The sequence below is a fragment of the Paenibacillus sp. PAMC 26794 genome, from assembly GCF_000316035.1.
Lineage (GTDB): Bacteria > Bacillota > Bacilli > Paenibacillales > Paenibacillaceae > Paenibacillus.
Genome location: NZ_ANHX01000068.1, coordinates 1 through 19,724, shown reverse-complemented (window position 1 = coordinate 19,724; position 19,724 = coordinate 1). Strand labels below are relative to the sequence as shown.

The 19,724-nt window shown below is 44.1% G+C and carries 23 protein-coding genes; 15 read left to right on the top strand and 8 right to left on the bottom strand.

All coding sequences use genetic code 11. The features are described from left to right. Positions 1 to 225 precede the first annotated feature (225 nt). Positions 226 to 753 carry a hypothetical protein gene (locus tag D829_RS0122245; RefSeq protein ID WP_017691136.1) on the top strand — a complete coding sequence of 176 codons (528 nt, stop codon included), beginning with the start codon at positions 226 to 228 and terminating at the stop codon, positions 751 to 753. Further along, positions 750 to 1,256, top strand: a complete 507-nt coding sequence (locus D829_RS0122240; RefSeq protein ID WP_017691135.1) for a GNAT family N-acetyltransferase — start codon at positions 750 to 752, stop codon at positions 1,254 to 1,256. Before D829_RS0122245 ends, D829_RS0122240 begins: the two co-directional genes overlap by 4 nt. 147 nt (positions 1,257 to 1,403) lie before the next feature. Here the strand turns inward: D829_RS0122240 and D829_RS0122235 are convergent, their stop codons facing one another. From D829_RS0122235 to D829_RS0122225, 3 genes are all read right to left on the bottom strand, one after another. Continuing rightward, positions 1,404 to 1,763, bottom strand: a complete 360-nt coding sequence (locus D829_RS0122235; RefSeq protein ID WP_017691134.1) for a hypothetical protein — start codon at positions 1,761 to 1,763, stop codon at positions 1,404 to 1,406. A 259-nt stretch (positions 1,764 to 2,022) separates the two neighbouring features. Continuing rightward, positions 2,023 to 2,862: a DUF4261 domain-containing protein gene (locus tag D829_RS0122230; RefSeq protein WP_081595068.1), complete on the bottom strand. Its 840-nt coding sequence runs from the start codon at positions 2,860 to 2,862 to the stop codon at positions 2,023 to 2,025. Between the two features lie 77 nt (positions 2,863 to 2,939). Then, a complete protein-coding gene (locus D829_RS0122225; RefSeq protein ID WP_026081350.1) occupies positions 2,940 to 3,296 on the bottom strand; it encodes a DUF1304 domain-containing protein in 357 nt (118 codons plus the stop codon). Positions 3,297 to 3,563: 267 nt separating this feature from the next. Here D829_RS0122225 and D829_RS0122220 point away from each other — a divergent pair, with 267 nt between their 5' ends. Beyond that, the gene (locus D829_RS0122220) at positions 3,564 to 4,097 is read left to right on the top strand and encodes an MOSC domain-containing protein (RefSeq protein ID WP_017691131.1); all 534 of its coding nucleotides are present in this window, start codon (positions 3,564 to 3,566) and stop codon (positions 4,095 to 4,097) included. A gap of 93 nt (positions 4,098 to 4,190) precedes the next feature. Here the strand turns inward: D829_RS0122220 and D829_RS0122215 are convergent, their stop codons facing one another. Next, the gene (locus tag D829_RS0122215) at positions 4,191 to 4,928 is read right to left on the bottom strand and encodes a WecB/TagA/CpsF family glycosyltransferase (protein WP_017691130.1); all 738 of its coding nucleotides are present in this window, start codon (positions 4,926 to 4,928) and stop codon (positions 4,191 to 4,193) included. 199 nt (positions 4,929 to 5,127) lie between these two features. On the opposite strand from D829_RS0122215, the gene D829_RS0122210 reads away from it, so the two are divergent. Beyond that, positions 5,128 to 5,577, top strand: coding sequence for an SRPBCC family protein (locus D829_RS0122210; RefSeq protein WP_017691129.1), 450 nt, complete (start codon positions 5,128 to 5,130; stop codon positions 5,575 to 5,577). A gap of 177 nt (positions 5,578 to 5,754) precedes the next feature. Continuing rightward, positions 5,755 to 7,284 (top strand): PAS domain-containing protein, encoded by a 1,530-nt coding sequence (locus D829_RS0122205; RefSeq protein WP_017691128.1) that lies wholly within the window; start codon positions 5,755 to 5,757, stop codon positions 7,282 to 7,284. Positions 7,285 to 7,430: 146 nt separating this feature from the next. On the opposite strand, the gene pyk is transcribed toward D829_RS0122205, so the two are convergent. After that, entirely contained in the window at positions 7,431 to 8,846 is a 1,416-nt protein-coding gene (gene pyk, locus D829_RS0122200) for a pyruvate kinase (protein ID WP_017691127.1), read from the bottom strand. 112 nt (positions 8,847 to 8,958) lie between these two features. On the opposite strand from pyk, the gene D829_RS0122195 reads away from it, so the two are divergent. Next, positions 8,959 to 9,738 carry an AraC family transcriptional regulator gene (locus D829_RS0122195; RefSeq protein WP_017691126.1) on the top strand — a complete coding sequence of 260 codons (780 nt, stop codon included), beginning with the start codon at positions 8,959 to 8,961 and terminating at the stop codon, positions 9,736 to 9,738. A gap of 134 nt (positions 9,739 to 9,872) precedes the next feature. On the opposite strand, the gene D829_RS31710 is transcribed toward D829_RS0122195, so the two are convergent. After that, complete coding sequence (locus D829_RS31710; RefSeq protein WP_017691125.1) at positions 9,873 to 10,544, bottom strand: phosphatase PAP2 family protein; 672 nt, start codon at positions 10,542 to 10,544, stop codon at positions 9,873 to 9,875. 305 nt (positions 10,545 to 10,849) lie between these two features. Between D829_RS31710 and D829_RS0122185 the strand changes: the two genes are divergently transcribed. From D829_RS0122185 to D829_RS0122170, 4 genes are all read left to right on the top strand, one after another. Next, entirely contained in the window at positions 10,850 to 11,638 is a 789-nt protein-coding gene (locus D829_RS0122185) for a CPBP family intramembrane glutamic endopeptidase (protein ID WP_017691124.1), read from the top strand. A gap of 138 nt (positions 11,639 to 11,776) precedes the next feature. Continuing rightward, entirely contained in the window at positions 11,777 to 12,013 is a 237-nt protein-coding gene (locus tag D829_RS0122180; RefSeq protein ID WP_026081349.1) for a hypothetical protein, read from the top strand. Positions 12,014 to 12,405: 392 nt separating this feature from the next. Then, a complete protein-coding gene (locus D829_RS0122175; RefSeq protein ID WP_017691122.1) occupies positions 12,406 to 12,606 on the top strand; it encodes a cold-shock protein in 201 nt (66 codons plus the stop codon). A 188-nt stretch (positions 12,607 to 12,794) separates the two neighbouring features. Further along, a complete protein-coding gene (locus D829_RS0122170) occupies positions 12,795 to 13,022 on the top strand; it encodes a cold-shock protein (RefSeq protein ID WP_017691121.1) in 228 nt (75 codons plus the stop codon). 243 nt (positions 13,023 to 13,265) lie between these two features. Here D829_RS0122170 and D829_RS0122165 read toward each other — a convergent pair whose 3' ends face one another. Next, on the bottom strand, positions 13,266 to 13,604 hold the full coding sequence (locus tag D829_RS0122165) for a hypothetical protein (RefSeq protein ID WP_017691120.1): 339 nt from the start codon (positions 13,602 to 13,604) through the stop codon (positions 13,266 to 13,268). A gap of 164 nt (positions 13,605 to 13,768) precedes the next feature. Here D829_RS0122165 and D829_RS0122160 point away from each other — a divergent pair, with 164 nt between their 5' ends. Continuing rightward, positions 13,769 to 14,503, top strand: a complete 735-nt coding sequence (locus D829_RS0122160; RefSeq protein ID WP_017691119.1) for a class I SAM-dependent methyltransferase — start codon at positions 13,769 to 13,771, stop codon at positions 14,501 to 14,503. Between the two features lie 58 nt (positions 14,504 to 14,561). Here D829_RS0122160 and D829_RS0122155 read toward each other — a convergent pair whose 3' ends face one another. Next, positions 14,562 to 15,206: an FCD domain-containing protein gene (locus tag D829_RS0122155; RefSeq protein WP_017691118.1), complete on the bottom strand. Its 645-nt coding sequence runs from the start codon at positions 15,204 to 15,206 to the stop codon at positions 14,562 to 14,564. A 322-nt stretch (positions 15,207 to 15,528) separates the two neighbouring features. Between D829_RS0122155 and D829_RS0122150 the strand changes: the two genes are divergently transcribed. The 4 genes from D829_RS0122150 (at position 15,529) to rocF (ending at position 19,347) form a co-directional block, all read left to right on the top strand. Next, entirely contained in the window at positions 15,529 to 16,350 is an 822-nt protein-coding gene (locus D829_RS0122150) for a transporter substrate-binding domain-containing protein (RefSeq protein WP_017691117.1), read from the top strand. A gap of 23 nt (positions 16,351 to 16,373) precedes the next feature. Further along, the gene (locus D829_RS0122145; RefSeq protein ID WP_017691116.1) at positions 16,374 to 17,030 is read left to right on the top strand and encodes an amino acid ABC transporter permease; all 657 of its coding nucleotides are present in this window, start codon (positions 16,374 to 16,376) and stop codon (positions 17,028 to 17,030) included. A gap of 141 nt (positions 17,031 to 17,171) precedes the next feature. Next, a complete protein-coding gene (locus tag D829_RS0122140) occupies positions 17,172 to 18,392 on the top strand; it encodes an ornithine--oxo-acid transaminase (protein WP_017691115.1) in 1,221 nt (406 codons plus the stop codon). Further along, the gene (gene rocF, locus D829_RS0122135; RefSeq protein ID WP_017691114.1) at positions 18,382 to 19,347 is read left to right on the top strand and encodes an arginase; all 966 of its coding nucleotides are present in this window, start codon (positions 18,382 to 18,384) and stop codon (positions 19,345 to 19,347) included. Before D829_RS0122140 ends, rocF begins: the two co-directional genes overlap by 11 nt. The last annotated feature ends 377 nt before the right edge of the window (positions 19,348 to 19,724 follow it).

Sequence of the window (19,724 nt, the reverse complement as noted above, 5' to 3'; positions counted from 1 at the left end):
AATCTGAGAACGTAATCATAGTATGGAGGTCTAAATATGCCGATTGAATGCTCATTTCGCTACCGATCAAGCATTATCCATAATTATAGTTTAGACAAAAACGTTATCGAAATGGACAGCAGTAAATAAGAAATAACTATGGAAGAGAAGAAGTAAGATGTTATACTGGAAAATATAATTAATTACCATTTTATATATGTTTTGTGGTGTATGGAGGGGAGCGCTATGGTTAAAAGAATTAAAATCATTATGGGTATCGCCATGATTATTGTTTTTTTAGCTATTGCAGTGCGTATGTATACCTCTGGTCAATATACTATGTATATCCCCAGCAAACATACCACATTTCGGGCTGAGGTCACGGATCATATGACGATGCTGGATACATTGGATCGACTGAAGATTAGGAAAATTTCAAGTGCAGATCCGTATAACGAAGATGATGAAGTGACGATTAAAGACCCCAAAGAGATTAGAGACATGCTGAAGCTATTAAAGGATGTTGATCTTAAAAGAGTACGGGCATTCGACGTTTCCGAAAGGAATCCGTATTACTATGAGTGGCGAATTAAAATTAATAAAGAAGGCCGCTTTACCGATGGATTCGGACTGACGTTTTATAATGAAAAGTCCATCTCCATCTACAATGAGGCGAAAACGAGAGACCAACTTGAGGACTACGAGATTACCAATGAGTTTAATCTGAATGAGATGGACCGCCTATTTGAGAAGTTGAAGGAGGAGCAAACATGACCAAGACCAACTATTATATACGTGCGATTGAGGAACAGGATATCCCTTTCCTGTGGGAGATGTTATACGCATCCCTGCATAGAAGAGAAGATGATGAACCTCTTCCAATCGAAAGTATTCATACTCCCGGACTGTCCAAATACGTTGAAGACTGGGGCAGAGAAGGGGACTTCGGGTATGTTGTAGTTGACCAGCAAGGCAAGAGATTAGGTTCAATAACATTAAGATTCTATACGGGTCAGAATGCGGGATACGGTTATGTGAATGCAGCTACGCCAGAGATGGGGATGGCTGTAACGGAAGATGCACGTGGAAAAGGAATAGGTACCTTACTGCTTCAGACCGCATTAGATGAGGTTGAACGGCGGGGAATTGAAGCAGTCTCGCTCAGTGTTGACCCGGATAACCAAGCGATTCGCTTATATAAGCGGTTAGGATTCGTGGAGGAGTCCCTAAATGGTACATCGGTAACGATGGTGCGTGTAAGTAAACTTGGATCTTAAATGATAAGCGGTCGGATCACTGGCAAAACTGAGTAAGCCACGTAGAACTGCAAAAAAAAAAGGCGCTTCCTCATGGGAACGCCTCTTTCTTTGTGCCACGTACAGCATCGGTAGCTCTCTTTATACTTACTCCGTATCACTTCAATATTATTTCAACAAAAATGCCAAAGCCTCGTCATACGTTTCCCATTGGAATTCAGTCTGGTGAGCTGATTCTTTGGAAATCCGATTCAGTTGCATTTTGGCGATCGCACCACCCACGGCTACACTGGCTCGCTGCATACCCCACTGTGTCAGTAATTTCTGATGCTCCACAATTTTTTCTTTGGTATCCTGAGGGAAAGCCTTCATGTTCCGCATATCTACTAGCACATCAAACGAACTTCCCAATTGTTCAGCTATTCTCTGAATTTCTGTATTTGCTTGTTCGACATGTTCAGGAGAAACAATACCTTCCCAGATAATTTCAATAATAGGTTTAGTTGAATCCAAACGTCTAACAGACATGTAGGCAACTCCTCGATAATAAATAATATGTAATATGTGAGACTATAAGCCTATTAATTATACCTTTTAATAACGAGAATGAAAACTGAATTCATAATATAGTGGTTCTTATGGACTACTTATTCCTAGGGAAGTTAAATTCAGGGATTGTTATCATATCGTCATTGGGAGGAAGGTTGAATAGCTAAAAGCCATCCGGAGCATGAACTCCAGACGGCTTCTACAACTGTGACACGATAAAGTAAAAATCCTACGTAAGTCAGAAGCCAATCTTCAAACTGTTACCTTCCGTTGCTACACCTTTGGAAAGGGAAATGCTCAGCTTTTGTTCTACCGAGAAGCCTAGTGTTTCCCCATCATGCAGTGTGACGTCGTTTTCAACCACATACGTTGTGGTCATGAACATCATCTCAAATACGTCGCTTAAGGACTCCGACGATTGCATAATCTCCATCTCTTCTTTGTCAAAGTTACGTAGTCCGTAAGTGTAAGCTGAAGCGCCTTCGGCATTCTGATATAGTCCAATGAAAATCCAGAGCGAGACGGGCAACTCATCATGCTTGATTCCACGGCTGGTTTCGACATACTGACTGGCTTCAACGACAAGTGGGGCCATATATATTGCCAGCGCGTGATCCAACTGTAATAAGGCACTCGCTGTTTGAGTGAACAGAACATGTCCCTCAATTGCATTTGTTGCGTTCAGAACAGAGACAATAATCTGAGACTGGTGCCGTGAGGTAACTTGCTCCGCTTCTCTCCAAAGGATGTTTAGCCTGGCATTCTCCTCAACTTCACGGTCAGGTACAGGCGCGGCAATATGAGCACATACCACCTGCATTCCATTCACTTCGAAAAAGAGATTGCCCTCCTCCGGGCGTTCCTCAATCTCAATATTCCATTCGTTCCTCATATTTCTGATGAAGAGGTCAAAATCACAATCGTCACGCTCCAGCAGGACAAAACCCACGATGGTTTCACTGTAATTCGTCGATTCGACAGCACCACCTGCAGGTACCTTCTCCTTTTTGCGCCGCCGAAGCTTGTCAAACAATCCCATGACATGTTCTCCTTCCGATCCCAGATTGATTCTGGTCATTGTACACTGCCATCTATTCACTACCTTACCATAAAGGAGTTAAGATGAATCGCAGCAATGCACCTATCGACAGGAAATTACAGGAACAGCACCAGCAACAATGCAATGATCGCAGGCAATCCTTGTTTGATAATGATGGAACGTGAAGAAGTTGCTCCTCCATAAAGAGCCGCGATAATCACACACGCTAAGAAGAAAATCTGAATATGCTGTCCAACGGCAGCATCCGGATATATGAGTCCCCAGATCAGACCTGCCGCAAGAAATCCATTGTAAAGACCTTGATTGGCCGCGAGAGATTTGGTGGATTTGGCGAATTCCGGCGTGAGATTGAAGGTTTTCATTGTGCGTGGACGAGTCCACATAAACATCTCCATCACCATGATATAGAAGTGTTCGACAGCTACAAGAGCTACAAAAATGATACTAATCAATGGAAACACCTTGCTTTCTTCTGATATGTAATTTATTTACTTGTCCATCCTAGCATAAATGTTTGCAACGAGAACGGAAAGAGTAAATTTAATTTGTAACAATTTAATTGTGTATTATTTAAAATTCTTATCATTTTCCAGTTGAGTTATGATGTTGAAATTATAAAATGGATACAAAGGTAAGCATACGCCGATTGTCGACAATCCATTCATTGGGTAATAATGAACAATAAAGAAGTGATTGCTCAGGAAAGGGAGGAGATTACTATGGGAACGGTTCAATTCGTCATGTTGGCTGATGATCCATCCACATTTGTGACCCGAGTTGTACCTTTTATCGACATTGAGCTTGCAGGAATTCCGGGTGACCGTCATTATGGTCTGCTTCGTCCGGCGGACTCACGTCAGAAAATCTACAAGCGTGGCACACCGATTGCGAATCGCCGCCAGATCAGTATTGTGTCTGAGGAAGAATGTGCTCTTATTGCTGAGAAAATGAACATTCCTGAAGTGCGTCCAGAGTGGCTTGGTGCCAATATACTGGTCCGTGGCATTGATCGATTGACGGAACTACCTGCTGGAACGCGGCTCTTATTTCCGAACGGGACAGGGTTAATATGCGAAGGGGAGAACCTTCCCTGTGTGCATCCGGGGAAAATGATTGAACAATTCTACGAACAGGACGGTTTGCGCAAAAAATTCGTGCCTGCGGCTCGCAAAAAACGTGGGATTGTGTGCTCGGTTGAACGGGAGGGTGTAATCCATACGGGGGATACCATAGAAGTCATTCACCTGTCCTGATTTTCAGGACAGGTTTTTAATTCATCAGCCCATGGCGCTCGCCATTCGGTTGTTTGGAGTGTAAATACTTCTCTGGTTACTGCTGATTTCACATTATTTAGGTTCTCTGAACAACAATGCCCGCACAGCAAAACGGGGTAAAATGAGTTGCCTGCGCCATCTCGAAGGTTGACTGAAGAGGCGATAGAGCCATTCCAGGTTAAGCTTCTGCCATATCGCAGGGGCACGTTTGGTTTTGCCAGCCACGATATCGAGACTGCCTCCAACACCTATGGCTACACGAGCGTTCAACTGGTGGCGATACTTGTTAATCCAGTGTTCCGCATGGGGGGCGCCAAGAGCCACGATAAGAAAGTCTGGTTGAGCAGTACGAATCTCTTCCACAATCTGCTGTTCCTCATCTGCTCGGAAATAACCATGGTGTCTACCTTTTACGATAACTCCGGGGTAGTGTTGCGCAATGACCTTTACTGCCTGTTCACTGACGCTTTCCTCTGCTCCCAGCATGTAGAATGACCAGTGTTTTTGATCGCCTTCCTCTAATAAACGAAACAACAGATCACAACCGGTTACCCGTTCAGTCAATTGTCCGCCTCGAAGACGAGATACCATTACAATGCCAGCACCGTCAGCTGTGACCAACCCGGCTTGATCGACGACTTTGCGAAGAGAGGCATTCTTTTGACAGGACATAACAATCTCGGGATTGCCTGTGATGACATGGAATAGTTTATTACTTTCCTCATCTACAACTTCACCAAGGATTGCAACAGTTTGATTCATCGTTACATTAGGAAAAGGGATGCCCATGATATTGGTTGATTGGCTCATATCTCATTCCCTTTCTGATTCTGTCTCATCACCTTGAACAACTCCTGTTGTTTCATTCCAGTTTAGTATATCTGATCTTCTGGAAAAGGACTATATTACCTGTTGTCGCGTTTTTACAATACGGCCTTTGGGGTATAACGATAGGATAGGAGTGCGAGCTTGGTAGATCGCGTGTCCAATACATAAAGGGAGTGAGTCCATGGAACTGAAATATGAATTCTATATCAATGCAGGACTGGAAGAGGTGTGGAATGCTCTAATATCACCAGACGGCACACGGAACAGCTTTTTCGGAAGTGAACTTCGCACCAATTTCCAACCAGGTCAGCCATTTGCTTATGTAGGGCCAGGTAATGATGGTGCGGAGACTGTACATGTGTACGGAGATATATTGGAATTTGAACCGTTGTCCAGACTTAGTTATCAGGAGCATCCCGGACCGTCGTACCATGCGAATCATGCCGAGCTTCAATCCAGAGTGGTCTTCCAGTTGGAAACTGTAGGCGAGTGTACGAAGCTGACGCTGATCAATGATCAATTTACAGATAACCATCCTTCCATTGCGAATGCACAGAGTAGCTGGTGGATGATTCTAAGCAGCATCAAAACTTGGGTGGAGACGGGGAAAACACTGAATTTTGGCTGGTAGCTGGTAAGAGGCAGTCATTTAAGATTTATTTTCATAAAAAATAAAGGCAATTAATATAAGAACCAGTGCTGTTTCAGCGCTGGTTCTTGTTTTTATACATAATTAAGACCATTGCTCTACATTTAATGTCTTATAATGTCGAAATATATATCATATGACCTAAGAGGAGAAATGAGCATGTTTCGTAAACGTACTGAATCTACCAAACACCTTCGTATAGATGCACATCAGAAATTACTGGAGTATAGTCGTAAACTGGTAGCAAACGCAGAAAAGGGCGACTATGGCACATGGATTGAAGAGGGCATTGAATTTCAGGATACCGATGAAATAGTTAGTAACATCAAAAAAGCAGTACATATGATGAAAGCACAAAACGAAGGCGTGGAAATGCGTCTTAGAATGCTGAATCAGGCGATGAATGTGGGATTATGGGAATCTGAAATTGTTGCTGGTGATCCACTGGATAACAATAATATCGTCACATTTTCGAAGGAATTCCGCCAAATGTTAGGATTCCATAATGCCAAGGATTATCCCAATTCATTTGCAAGCTGGGCCAAATCGATATATCCGGATGACAGACCCCAACTGGTGCAGGAGATTATGAAACATGTGAATGACACAAGAGCAACAACTGCCTATAACGTCATCAGCCGTATGATTACCAAAAGTGGAGAGACTCGCTGGTTCCGATGCCTTGGACAAGTCATCCGAAATCAGGCTGGAGTTCCGGTCAAACTTCTGGGCATCATGTTTGATATTCATGAGGAGAAGAGCAAGTCTGATGAGCTGGAAGCACTCGTCACCCGATATGATCTGGTTAACCGCGCCTTGGTGGAGGCACCGTGGGATATGACCGTTGTGGCTGGAGATGTGGTTAATCCAAATAACGAATTTTGGTGGTCACCCCAGTTCCGTAAAGAATTAGGGTTTAAAGACGAGCAGGATTTCCCGAATGTGTTCAGCAGCTGGAGCGGCCGACTTCATCCGGAAGACCATGATCGGACGATCAACGAATTTGCCAGACATATGAACGATTACAGTGGTCGTACACCGTACGATCTGGATTATCGTCTGCAACGCAAAGACGGGGAGTATCGGTGGTATCACGCGGGAGGGGAGACCATTAGGGATCAGGATGGAGTACCGCTCCGTGTAGCTGGAACCATTCGAGATGTCACCCATGAGAAGAATAAGGAACAGATCGTGGAAGCCATGAATCTAAAAACCAAACAATTGTCGGAGTCCATTGGCGAGATGGTACGTGGAATCAACTCGATCACCGATCAGGCACAAGATCTGGTTACTGCACAGGAGTTATCTGCCGATGCAGCTATTCAAGTGAAAAGCAGTGCAGATGATACGAAGAATATCACTGTGTTTATTCGAGAGATTGCCAGTCAGACCAATCTGCTGGGGTTGAATGCAGCCATTGAAGCCGCGCGAGCGGGAGAACTGGGACTGGGGTTCGGCGTCGTTGCAGGTGAAGTGCGGAAACTGGCTGATCACAGTTCGGAGGCCACAGTAAATATCGAAGATAGTATGCAGAAGATGAAAACACTGATTGATCAGATTCTTGAGCATATCGGTAATATGTCTACGTTAACGCAAAATCAAGCTGCCCTGACACAACAGGTGAATGCTTCAATGGATGAGATCAACACCATGTCACAGGATCTGGTTAATTACTCGCGAAATCTATAATCTCGATTTCGTTTGTTATAGCATCACGATCATTGGCAACAATATCAACAAAAAACCACCGGGAAGCATTTCTGCTCCCGGTGGTTTTTTGTATTTCTATTTCTATTTTATAGCTAAGATGTATAGCTACAGTTTCAGCTATTGAATTATACTTGTTGAACTTTGATCAGGTTTGTATTACCGGATCGACCGATTGGAACACCAGCGGACAATACAATGATGTCACCTTTTTCAATGTAACCTGTTTTGATTGCGTTACGCGTAGCAGACTCGAACATTTCATCCGTAGTGGTTACTTTGTCGCCCATAACCGGAATAACACCGGAGAGCAGGCAGATTTTCGCCAATACTTCTTCATGTTGTGTAACTGCGATGATTGGCGCTTTTGGACGATATTTGGAGATCATGCGTGCTGTGAATCCACTCTCAGTCGAAGTAATGATTGCTTTTGCATTCAGTACGAGGGAAGAGCTTACAGCGCCCTGACTGATAACTTCAGTGATATCAGCGATCTGTTGAGCCGATTTTTGTGCGAATTGCTCTTTGTAATCAATCATTGTTTCAGCACGGCGAGCAACAGCAGCCATCGTGCGCACGGATTGTACCGGATATTTACCAGCAGCCGATTCACCGGACAACATCACAACGTCAGCACCTTGAAGTACAGCGTTGGCCACGTCACTAACTTCGGAACGAGTGGGGCGTGGGTTCACTTGCATGGACTCCAGCATGTGTGTAGCTACGATAACCGGTTTACCAGCACGGTTACATTTATCGATCATTTCTTTTTGCATCATTGGCACGTCTTCGATTGGTACTTCAACCCCGAGATCTCCACGAGCTACCATGATACCGTCAGAAGCCAAGATGATGTCGTCCAGATTAGTCATACCTTCTTGATTCTCGATTTTCGAGATAATCTGTACGTGCTCTACACCGCGTTCTTTCAGGATGCTGCGGATTTCACGGATGTCGTCGCCTTTACGAACAAAGGATGCTGCAATAATTTCGATATCGTTTTCGATCCCGAATCCGATGTGCATAACGTCACGCTCGGTTACACCTGGCAATGTCGTTTTAATTCCTGGCAAGTTAACCCCTTTGCGTGGTTTCAGAATGCCGCCACTGATGATTTTACAATGGATATCGGATCCTTCCACAGACAGTACAGTCAGATCCACAAGGCCATCATCGATAAGGATACGATCGCCAGGTTTCACAACGAGGTTCAGTTCTGGATAGTTTACCGAAATACGCTCAGCGTCACCAAGAATTTCTTCAGTAGTCAGGATCAGTTCTTTACCAGCTTGCAGGTGGCAGGATGCCTCTTTCAGTTTGCCGATACGTACTTCCGGCCCTTTGATGTCCATCATGATAGGTATATACGTGTTCAGTTCGGAAGCCGCTTTACGGATATTGTTAATCCGTGTTACGTGATCTTCCAGTTCACCATGAGCCATGTTCAGACGGGCAACGGTCATACCTTCCTGAATCATTACTTTCAACAATTCGATTGAGTCACAAGCAGGTCCCATGGTGCAAATAATTTTTGTTTTTAACATGCTAATTTCCTCCTCATATTTAAGCTTATATGTGTATTGTAGCGTTTTCTGTCGAATCAGGGTATGAACTATAGTACAATGATTAGAGTATAGTCCGATAATGAGGTGTGTTATGGTCACTCCACTTGAAGTACGACATATTAATGGTGTCGGTTGGTACGAAGAAGCTGTGCAATCCCATGAGACTTGGCGGCTTAGCTTGGTTACTTATGGAAAATGTGTATATTGGGTGAACGGTGATAAACAGATCATGGAAAGGGGTGAATTGCTCCTCATTCCGGGTGGTGTCCCATATTACGGGAAGAGCATTCCTACAGTAACGCACACACAGATTGTAATTCAACTGCAACGCGACCATACGGAAACTCTGCCTGCACTGGAACGGTATGAGGCTTTGCGGCATAAACCTGGATGTTACGAACTGATCCATCAACGCATGAGCGCTATTTATCAACAATGGCAGGAGCGTCCGTCTTATTATGTCATGATGAGCCAAGCCTTATTGATGGAAGTGTTGATTTATATGAACAGGGAGCTTGATCGTGGAGTTATTCCACCGGAGAGGCATATTCATGTTGAACGGATGAAGCGATATATTGAGCGGCATTATCGGGAGAAAGTGACGAAGGAAGAACTCGGGGACGAGATCAATAAGACTCCCAATTATGCTGCCGCATTATTCAAAAGCATGACAAATCAGACCATCAGTCAATATGTCCATGATCAACGGATGAAACGAGCCATATATCTGCTCACTGAGTCACAACTCTCCATCCAGGAAATTGCCGAATTTCTCGGCTACCGGGATCTGTCTTATTTTTACCGCATATTCAAACGTATAACCGGAAGTCCACCGTCTGACCTTCTTCATGAACGGCCACCTATAGCATGAAACGCGTAGTCCAACCCAAATAAAGTTCTTCTATATAAGTAGGTTTAATTAAATGAGTACAAAAAAAGAGGGCCTAGGCCCTCTTTTGCTGTATAGCAGGATCATCATCCCACCTGTTACATATATAAATGTCGTTATACATGACTGCTTGTATTAGAAGCTGTGAGTGGTTGCTTGCCTTTTTTTCGTGCCTGCCCCAGACGAAGAGCAAAGACATGTACAGTCCAATACGCGGCCTCAGCAAACAAAATGCCTCCAGCGATGTCCAGCAAGGAATGCTGTTTTACAAACACCGTTGAAGCAATGATCAACCACAGCCATACCGACCAAGAAATCCGTGCCAAAGGCTTAAAGTTCAAGTGTCTGTTGATCACAATAAACAGCAAGTAGCTGGTCAGAACGTGAACACTTGGGAAACAGTTGAAGGGCGCATCATTGGTATAGATAAACTGCACTAACACGCTGCTCAGATCAGTTCCGCCGATCTCCGGGCGCGGGACATGGGTAGGGAACACCGCAAAACAGACATTGGCAGCCATGACACCAACATTATAGGTAATCAACGTACGCCAGAATAGCGACTTGTTCGTCAGACCCAAATAGAGAAATCCAAGATACAGAATGGGCATCCAGCTAATGTACGGATAAATAAATTCTTTGAGAAAAGGAATCTGTGTGTCAATCCAAGCATAATTGTAGAATACATCACTTCCGGTGTTGCTGCCTAGAAATACGTAAATGGAGCCTTGGAGCGGTATGCACAGAATAGCCAGTAAATGCCCCCAGCGCTGAAAGAATGCTTTCATAGTATCCCCCTGATTTCATTATGCATTGTGAAACTATCGTTAATGGGTACTTCATAGATATATGACGTCGAAGAGTCGCTGCACCCCTGCAGCATTGAACTCTTGTAATACTATAATGGACAGATCAAGGTATAAGCCATACCTGATTTTAGGGGAAAAGCAGTCAGGATAAGTCTCTTTTTTGTTACTTTTGTAGTTCTATCCATAATAGGAATATTCAATATACTAATGATGTGATACAACTATATTGGCATATAAGTTCATATGACAACGGAAAACATAAATGAAACGAGGTAGGCAAATGTATGATTAATCCGCAATCCAAGCCAAAACATTCCTTTTCTGAGCGTAGACCTGTACTCGCCGTTGTAATTATTGAGCTACTTCTCCTGTTAGCCGTATTGGCAGCAGGAGCCATTGCGACGATAAAGCAACTTGACTACACTTCCCCTGTACTCATTTCCTTTACACCCATCGCAATTGTTCTGATGATCTATCTGACGTTAAGGCGCAAGTGGGGAGAGACTGGCTTCCGATCTTTGCGAAGTATCCCAGCTGGCCACGCAAAGTATTATATTCCACTACTCCTTGTACTGGGTACACTTGCCCTGAAAGGATTTGGGGAGCTGAGCTTGTCACGTGTAGCCTTTTTTGTTTTCTTCACCTTGCTCGTGGCTTTTGTTGAGGAAACGATCTATCGAGGGCTTATTTTCAAAATATTGCTTCGAAAAAGTGCAGTGGCCGCAGTTGTGACCTCCAGCATCTTGTTTTCAATTACACATCTGTTGAACGCATTGTCTGGTCAGCATATGACAGATACGATCATGCAATTGATATATGCGCTGCTTCTGGGAGCTGCACTGGCGTTATTGATGCTGAAGAACGGAAATATCGTACCGCTTATTTTGTTTCATTTCATACATAATCTGATTCAATTTCTAGGGAATGATCTGCAGGACACAGGCACACTTCCCTACGATCTGTTTATACTGGCAGTACTGATTGCATACTGTGCATGGTTAGTGTGGAGTCATCGAACGAATTTATCTATTCCTTCCAAAGGGAGTGAGCAGGCCCATAGGGTTGTTCGTTAACGTTCTCGCCCGGAACTTATCATACGGTTTCCCGTCAGTGGTTGGATCATGGTATACTTCAGTCTGGCGGGAAGACAGGTATGTTCAGGATACGAAGTCTGCCTATCCGTACATGATGTTCAGACAGTAGGTGATATTGTGGAGAAGACAGCACAGGGAGTAGCAGAATGGATGGTTCAGGAGATTAAATTCACAGGAACTCTTCATCAGGAAGCTGCCATAGAATATGTGAAGACCCATTTTGGTGAAGAGTTTGTTTTTATGAATGAGAACGGCAATTCGTCATTGTCCAAAGAAGTGAAGAAGGCTTTCCGGAAGCTTCATCGTGGACAGATCGCCTGGGATCGGGATGCATTTATGTGGGCATGGACATAGTGGGTAAAGTGTAGTAAGATGATTCTTTAGTTGTGTTGGATATGCATGACGAAATTTTATATAAATATGTATAAGTTGGATCAGATTTGCATATCCTTTCATAAGACTGCACACGAGAGACCGGCCACTTAAGTGTGATAAACCCTGTCCCCGTGCCAGTTAATAACATGTATTTCCAAAGCTGTTTGAAAAGAAAATACAAAGATTTGCTTTTTGGCTGAATTGGAGTTATAATAAAAACAAGTTGTAGAGAGTGGAAAACCTAATTCATATATTGTAAAGGGCGATCACTTATAGTTTATGACTGGTACCTTTTTCAATGTGTGAATTTTTATTTGCTTGCTGCAAAGAACAAAGGAACATGTTAATTTTTATTTGGAGGTGTAATTCACATGCAAAACGGAACAGTAAAATGGTTCAATGCTGATAAAGGCTTCGGTTTCATCGAAGTTGAAGGCGGAGAAGATGTATTCGTACACTTCAGCGCTATTACAGGCGACGGCTTCAAAACTCTGGACGAAGGTCAACGCGTGCAATTTAAAATTGTACAAGGAAACCGTGGTCCTCAAGCAGAAGAAGTTGTAAAACTGTAATTAAAGCATAGCTGCCTTTAACATGTTAAAATGGTAAAGGCAGCTTCTTTTTTTTGATCAGTTATATAAAAATCGACCCATTAGTTGTCGAGGCAGGAGTTCGGTGGGATGTAAAACTTCCGCTAAGTGTAGGCTTCTGTGAAATAACGTCGGTTAGATGTTTTTCCATAACAAAGGGGGTAGAAGTCATGTATAATCGCAAAAAACCGTTGGAAGAGATTCCACAAGCTGATGCGGCAATCTGGGAATGTACGAGTGATACGTGCAAAGGATGGATGCGGGACAATTTTGCGTTTGATAACGTACCTACTTGTCCGATATGTGCTTCTGAGATGGTCAGCACGACTAGGATGCTACCATTGCTTGAGAATTCGAATAGTAATCTGAAAACGATGCCTAAAGGAAATCGGATTTAACATAGCTTACCCGCCTCTAACGAGGTGTTTTTTTTTAAGATCAAACAGACACCCTGTGCGATGGTAAGGGTATTAAATATGAAGTTCCCGGCATTCGTTTTGGCGAATGCCTTTTTTTGTATCATTCTTTACAGAAAATATATTATAATTGACATGCATCGTATGAAAAAGACAAAGACCCTTTTCGCTATAAGCAAAAAGGGTCTTTGTTGTGACTACAATTTTACACGATCAGATTTGAGTTTAGATGAATAGGAATGGCAGCAGGAACAGTGTTGCTACCAGAGCCAGTTCGATCCCTGCTCCATAGCCGTAACCCCGACCGTATCCATATCGACCGTAGGCCGAAGATTTAACTTTTTTTGTTGCAACAGCGTTTTTCTTGCTGCTTTTTACCAGCTGCTGTTTGGATTTGACTGAACACAGCCGTGGTCCCTCGAAACACCCGTTCAAATAAATTTTGCCATCACGACATTGACTAAGCGTACCATACATATGCTTACCGTCGTTCATAACGAGACAAACAGAACGTCCAACGTGCGGAGAAACCGTTTCTTCACATACCCGATTAATTCTGTACATGCAAATCCTCCTCATTAGATGCGGTTGCCGCTTGAATTCAACGGTTTGTATATCATAGTAAAAAGAAGACCAATTGGTATGGACGAGTACCCGGAAAATCGAATGGGGAGGAGCCGTTTTTGAGTCTGCTCCATACACTGGGAGGAGTGAGGAGGGGGTGTCGCGTGGATTATCATGACATGCTGGCTCGGTTAGGGGAGGGAAGTGCCCATCCTGGAGGATTTTTGGCAACGCTGAAGTTGCTGGATAGCTTATCTCTGCCTGTGGGTAGTCATATCCTTGAGATAGGGTGTGGCACTGGGAGGACTGCGTGTTACTTGGCTAAAAGTGGATATCAGGTAACAGCGATTGATCTTCATCGTAATATGCTGGATAAGGCAGTTCGGCGAGCGAGACAAGAACGGGTGGATGTTCGATTTGTTCAGGCCGATGTAGCAGCGTTGCCTTTTCCGGAAAATCATTTTGATGTGGTGTTCGTGGAGTCGGTTACGATCTTCACCCCATGGCGGAGTGCACTTGCTGAATATAGAAGAGTATTGAAGACCGCTGGACTTTTGGTGGATCGGGAGATGGTTCTATCAGGCAGTAAGACCGAATTAATGAGCCGCAGATTAAAGCAATTTTACGGTATACGAACCCTGGCAACGGCCACAGCATGGAAAAAACGCCTCAAACAGTGTGGTTTCACCAAGGTGGAGGTCAAAGAACATTCGCGATCTATGGGAAAATGGGGCGTTGATCATGATCCACATCGCGAGATCGATATGAATTGGTTTGAGGATGAACGTATGCAGCGTATGAGTCTTACCAATGATCGTTTGCTCGCGAAATACGGCAAAAAGTTGGGATATGCTGTTTTTGCGGCTAGGACACCGTTGGAGGTCAAAAAGGAAAAATAGGAAAAAGACAACTCACACAATCGTGTGGGTTGCCTTTGGTTTGTTCTGACAGAACGTACTACAGCATATCGTTGTCGATAATCCGCCAGTGGTGTTTGAGCAGGGCTTCCAGTTGGTTCTTATCCTTGGCTCGAAAAGCACTTAAAATTTGTCGGTGCTCTTCATTAACTTCGAGCAGTACCTCAGATAGCTTTGGCTTATTATCACTAACATACGACTGCCGGATGAAGCTGTTCTTCAATGTGTTTAACATCTCAATCACTGTGGCGTTACCACATCGCTGAATGTACAGATTATGGAACTGATATTGGTTCTTGTTGTAGGCAGCAAGATCAAGCTGGCTGATATCTTCGTCCATTCGGACAACCAGAGTTTCCATCTTCAAAAGTTCAGATGGTCTGAGATGGTCTGCAGCAAGTGTGGCAGCCAGTGCCTCTAGTACACCGATCGCTTGGGAGAACTCCAGTTTTTTGCCTGCATCAAAAGGAGTGACAATAAATCCCCTGCGTGGGATGTATTGCAGCAGATTGTCCGAAGCCAGCTGGAAAAGGGCCTCTCGAGTAGGCGTGCGACTGATGTCCAGCTTTTTGCATATTTCGGCCTCGTTGATCTTCTGATTGGGAAGTAACGTTCCGTCCTGAATCTTCTGGGCAATGTAATCGTATACGTGATCTTTCAAGGACCGGTATTTGGGTACCTCCATACCGAATCCTCCTTTCTATTTATAGTGAATGATTAGATGGGTGTGAGGCCGTACTGTGCGTGCCGTTCAGGAGTTTCAAGTTTTTATCATCTTAACACCGAGGGGGAAGTTGGGCAAGCAAACTTCATGTTTCAGCCGATGTAAATGCTGTGTTATATATAGCACATTTTATGGAATTAAAGCGTATAAATGTTTAAATAATGATTGTGATATACCGGATTATTTGTTAGTATTACTTACATATAAGTCCATATATTGTCTTATGTATATTGTATACAAATTATTATGCTACTCATTCAAAAAAAGAATAGGGGTATGCTGTGTGAAAAAAGTGCTTTTGCCAATGATGCTGTTGTTAGTCGTTGTATTCATGTCCGCATGTGGTCAGGAAAAAACAACTGGGACCGGATCAGACGCTACTTCGTCTTCGGGAAGTAGTCCTGCGGAAAAGGAAGTAATTGTACTTGGAACCAGTGCGGACTATGCACCCTATGAATTTCATAAGAAAATCGATGGTAAAGATACTATCGTAGGTTTTGACATCGAGATTGCCAAAGCAATTGCGGCTGATCTGGGAGCCGAGCTGAAGATCGAGGACATGGACTTTGATGGCCTTCTTATGGCTCTCGGTACAGATAAGGTTGATTTTGTAATATCAGGCTTAACCCCTACCGAAGAACGAAAGAAGAATGTTGATTTTACGGATATCTACTATTATGCGGAGCAGGCTGTACTTGTTAGAGATGGGGAAGGTACGGCATTAAAGTCTGTGAATGATCTATCAGGCAAGCAGGTTGGTGTGCAAAAGAGTTCTATTCAGGAGGGGATCGCTCAGGAAATAGAGGGAGCAAAGCTGACTTCTCTGGCTAAAATACCTGAGCTGATTTTGGAGTTGCAGACGGGGCGCGTAGACGCACTCATCCTGGAGAAGCCAGTGGCTGAACAGTATGTGAAGAACCAAGAGGGGCTTGTTGTTGCGGGTGTAGAGATTGAACAGGCTGAAGACGAGGGTGGTTCGGCCATCGCGGTGAAGAAGGGTAATCAGAAGCTGCTGGATCAGATCAACACTACATTGAAAAAGCTCAAAACGAACGGAGATATTGAACGGTTCGTCGTTGAAGCGAATGAGATGCTCGGTGAATAAACCGGACGAGTGAGGGATATGTCGTGAATTTAGATTTTTCCTTTCTAGTAGAACATTGGCAGGATTATGCACGAAGTGCGTGGGTCACGCTTGAACTTTCCTTCTTCGGTGTATTGTTTGGTACGTTACTTGGTGTAATCATGGCATTGATGCGAATATCCCGAATATGGCCAATTAAATTTGTGGCATCGGCGTATATTGAACTCATTCGAGGAACGCCAATGCTAGTACAGATTCTTATTATTCATTATGGTCTGACGGTTGTGGGTGTGAACTTGCTGGCATTTATGTCGGGGGTGGTAGCTCTGACGATGAATAGCTCGGCTTATATGGCGGAGGTGTTCAGGGCCGGGATTCAAGCGATTGACAAAGGACAGACCGAGGCTTCGCGCTCCCTTGGTATGACACATGGTATGACACTTCGCTATATTATACTGCCGCAGGCTTTTCGTAACATGCTTCCAGCTATCGGCAATGAATTCATTATTATCATTAAAGATTCTTCGCTTGTCTCCATGATCGGCATAGCCGAGATTATATACACGGCCAGAACAATTCAGGGTGTTACGTTCCAGCCGCTTGCTCCGCTGCTTGTTGCCGCCGGCCTCTACTTTATAATCACATTTACACTGGCTAATTTACTCTCTTGGTTGGAACGTAGACTTTCTACCTCTCGCTAACTATTGATAAAGGATTTGATTCGAGAAAGGCTTGGAGTAGGCTGGAGTGGAAAAAGAGAGATGTAGTCGTAAATGGCGATGGCATCGCATACATTGTTATTGTATTTTGTATACAATATTTCGGAAAGGTGTTGGGTGTGTATGTCAGATTCCAAAATGTTAATTGATTGGTCGGAGCGTTATGCTGCACCTAATTATCATCCGCTCCCTATTGTTATTGAGCAGGCGGAAGGGGTATGGGTGGAAGACCCTGAAGGCCGCCGTTATATGGATATGTTAAGTGCATACTCTGCATTGAATCATGGTCATAGACATCCTGTGATCATACAGGCGCTCAAGGATCAGGCAGATCAGGTTACGCTGACATCACGGGCATTCCACAGCAGCTCAGCTTCTCTTTTTTATCAAAAACTCTCACAATTCACGGGGAAATCGAAGATTCTCGCCATGAATACAGGAGCGGAAGCGGTGGAGACTGCGGTGAAGGCGGTACGTAGATGGGCTTATCGTTGCAAAGGTGTACCGGAGAATCAAGCCGAAATTATCGTATGCTCTGGTAACTTTCATGGAAGAACTCTGACGGTTACGTCCTTTTCTTCTTCAGCGGAGTATAAAAAAGATTTTGGACCGTTCACACCTGGATTCCGGATTATTCCCTATGGAGATATTGAAGCGCTGAAAAAGGCCATTACGCCAAATACGGCTGGTTTTCTTGTAGAGCCTATTCAGGGTGAAGCTGGAATCGTTATCCCGCCTGATGGATATTTGGCTGAAGCTTTTGCTCTGTGTAAGAGTCAGCAGGTGTTGACAGTATCTGATGAGATCCAGACCGGATTTGGAAGAACAGGTCGCCGTTTTGCCTCCGACTGGGAAGGGGTTGAACCAGACATCTGGATTATGGGCAAAGCGCTGGGGGGAGGAGTCATGCCAATCTCGGCTATCGCTGCTGATGCGGAGATACTTGATTTGTTTGAGCCGGGGTCTCATGGTTCTACGTTTGGGGGTAACCCACTCGCCTGCGCCGTGGCTATAGCAGCTCTGAAAGTTCTTGAAGATGAGAAGCTTGCCGAGCGATCGGAACGTCTGGGGAACTATTTTATGAAAAGACTTCGAGATATTCGCAGTTCAGCCATACGGGATATTCGGGGGAAAGGCTTATTTATAGGTGTTGAACTGCATGAACCGGCCCGTCCTTATTGTGAGCGGTTGATGTCTACTGGACTGCTGTGTAAAGAAACACATGAGACAACCATTCGATTTGCCCCACCACTGACGATTAAAGAGTCTGAGATTGACTGGGCACTGGAGAGAATTGAGCAGGTATTGATCAACAATGAGGGAGCTGACCTACATGAAAAATGATGATGATGTCCATGGTGGAATAAAAGATACTTCTATTAATACAAGTCAAACCTCTGTGCGGCGTAATATTGCTATCATTAAGGTTCCTTTTGGACTCGGTGGAGCAAGAGGTGGAGCAGAGTTGGGGCCTGATGAATTGATTACAGCTGGACTGAAGCGGGAGATTGCGAGTCTTGGGCTAGTGCTTTCCAAAGAAGTGCGGGTAGATTGTCCTTCCGAACCTGCTGCGCCTATTGAGCGAAATCGTGTGAAACACTTAAATGAGGTACGTCAGGTCAGTGAGAAGGTGTGTAGTGAGGTATCAGGTGCAGTAGAGGAGGGGGCTTTCCCACTTGTGCTTGGGGGAGATCATAGTGTAGCGATTGGTACTTTTGCCGGGCTAACAGCGCACTATTCGAATTTGGGAGTGATCTGGTTTGATGCGCATGCAGACTTGAATACGGAAGAACGCAGCTTGTCCGGTAATATGCATGGGATGAGTGTGGCTGCATCCTTGGGGCATACTGCATACAATCTGTCGCACATTGCTGGGGCAGGCGCGTTTATTGATCCGTCCAACTTGGTCTATATTGGTCTGCGTGATCTGGATGAGTATGAGAAAGAGCAGATTAAGAGACTGGGAATCCGAGCATTTACGATGCATGATATTGACCGTATGGGAATAAAGCAAGTTATTGAGCAAGCAATAGCTACAGCGGGAAAAGGGACAGATGGTATTCATGTCAGCTTTGACATGGATTGTCTGGATCCGCGGGAAGCTCCGGGTGTAGGCACCCCAGTACCGGGTGGTTTGAATTACCGAGAGGCGCATTATGCATTGGAGATACTTGCTTCCACAAATCAAGTTACGTCCATGGAACTGGTTGAGGTGAATCCGTTGTTTGATCACAATAGACATACGGCACGACTTGGTGTGGAACTGATTGCTTCGTTACTTGGTAAGCGCATATTGTAAGCACTAAGAAGTGAAGCGGAGTGTGTAAGCTGTGCCTAAGGAATGAATGTCTCCTTTATATAGAAGGAAAGAAAAGTGAGATCTTCGAAAACTAGGGCTAGTCACAAGAAATTATTCACTGCAATCGCAGTGGAAGTGACTTCCCTGGTTATGTTTAATGGATATGTATATTAGAAGCACCGTAATAAGGATGCTGAGAGTTATTTGTATGTACAGGAGCGTCAGATTACATATTGTGCTGATGATATGGGTTGATTATCATTATTGAAAAAAGGCTTGCAATTGAAATCTGTACATGGTATATTCTAATTCCGGCCAAGAAAACACGGTTTACACGGTGCGGCAAGCGTATGAAATAAGCTTCGAAAGAAACTTGG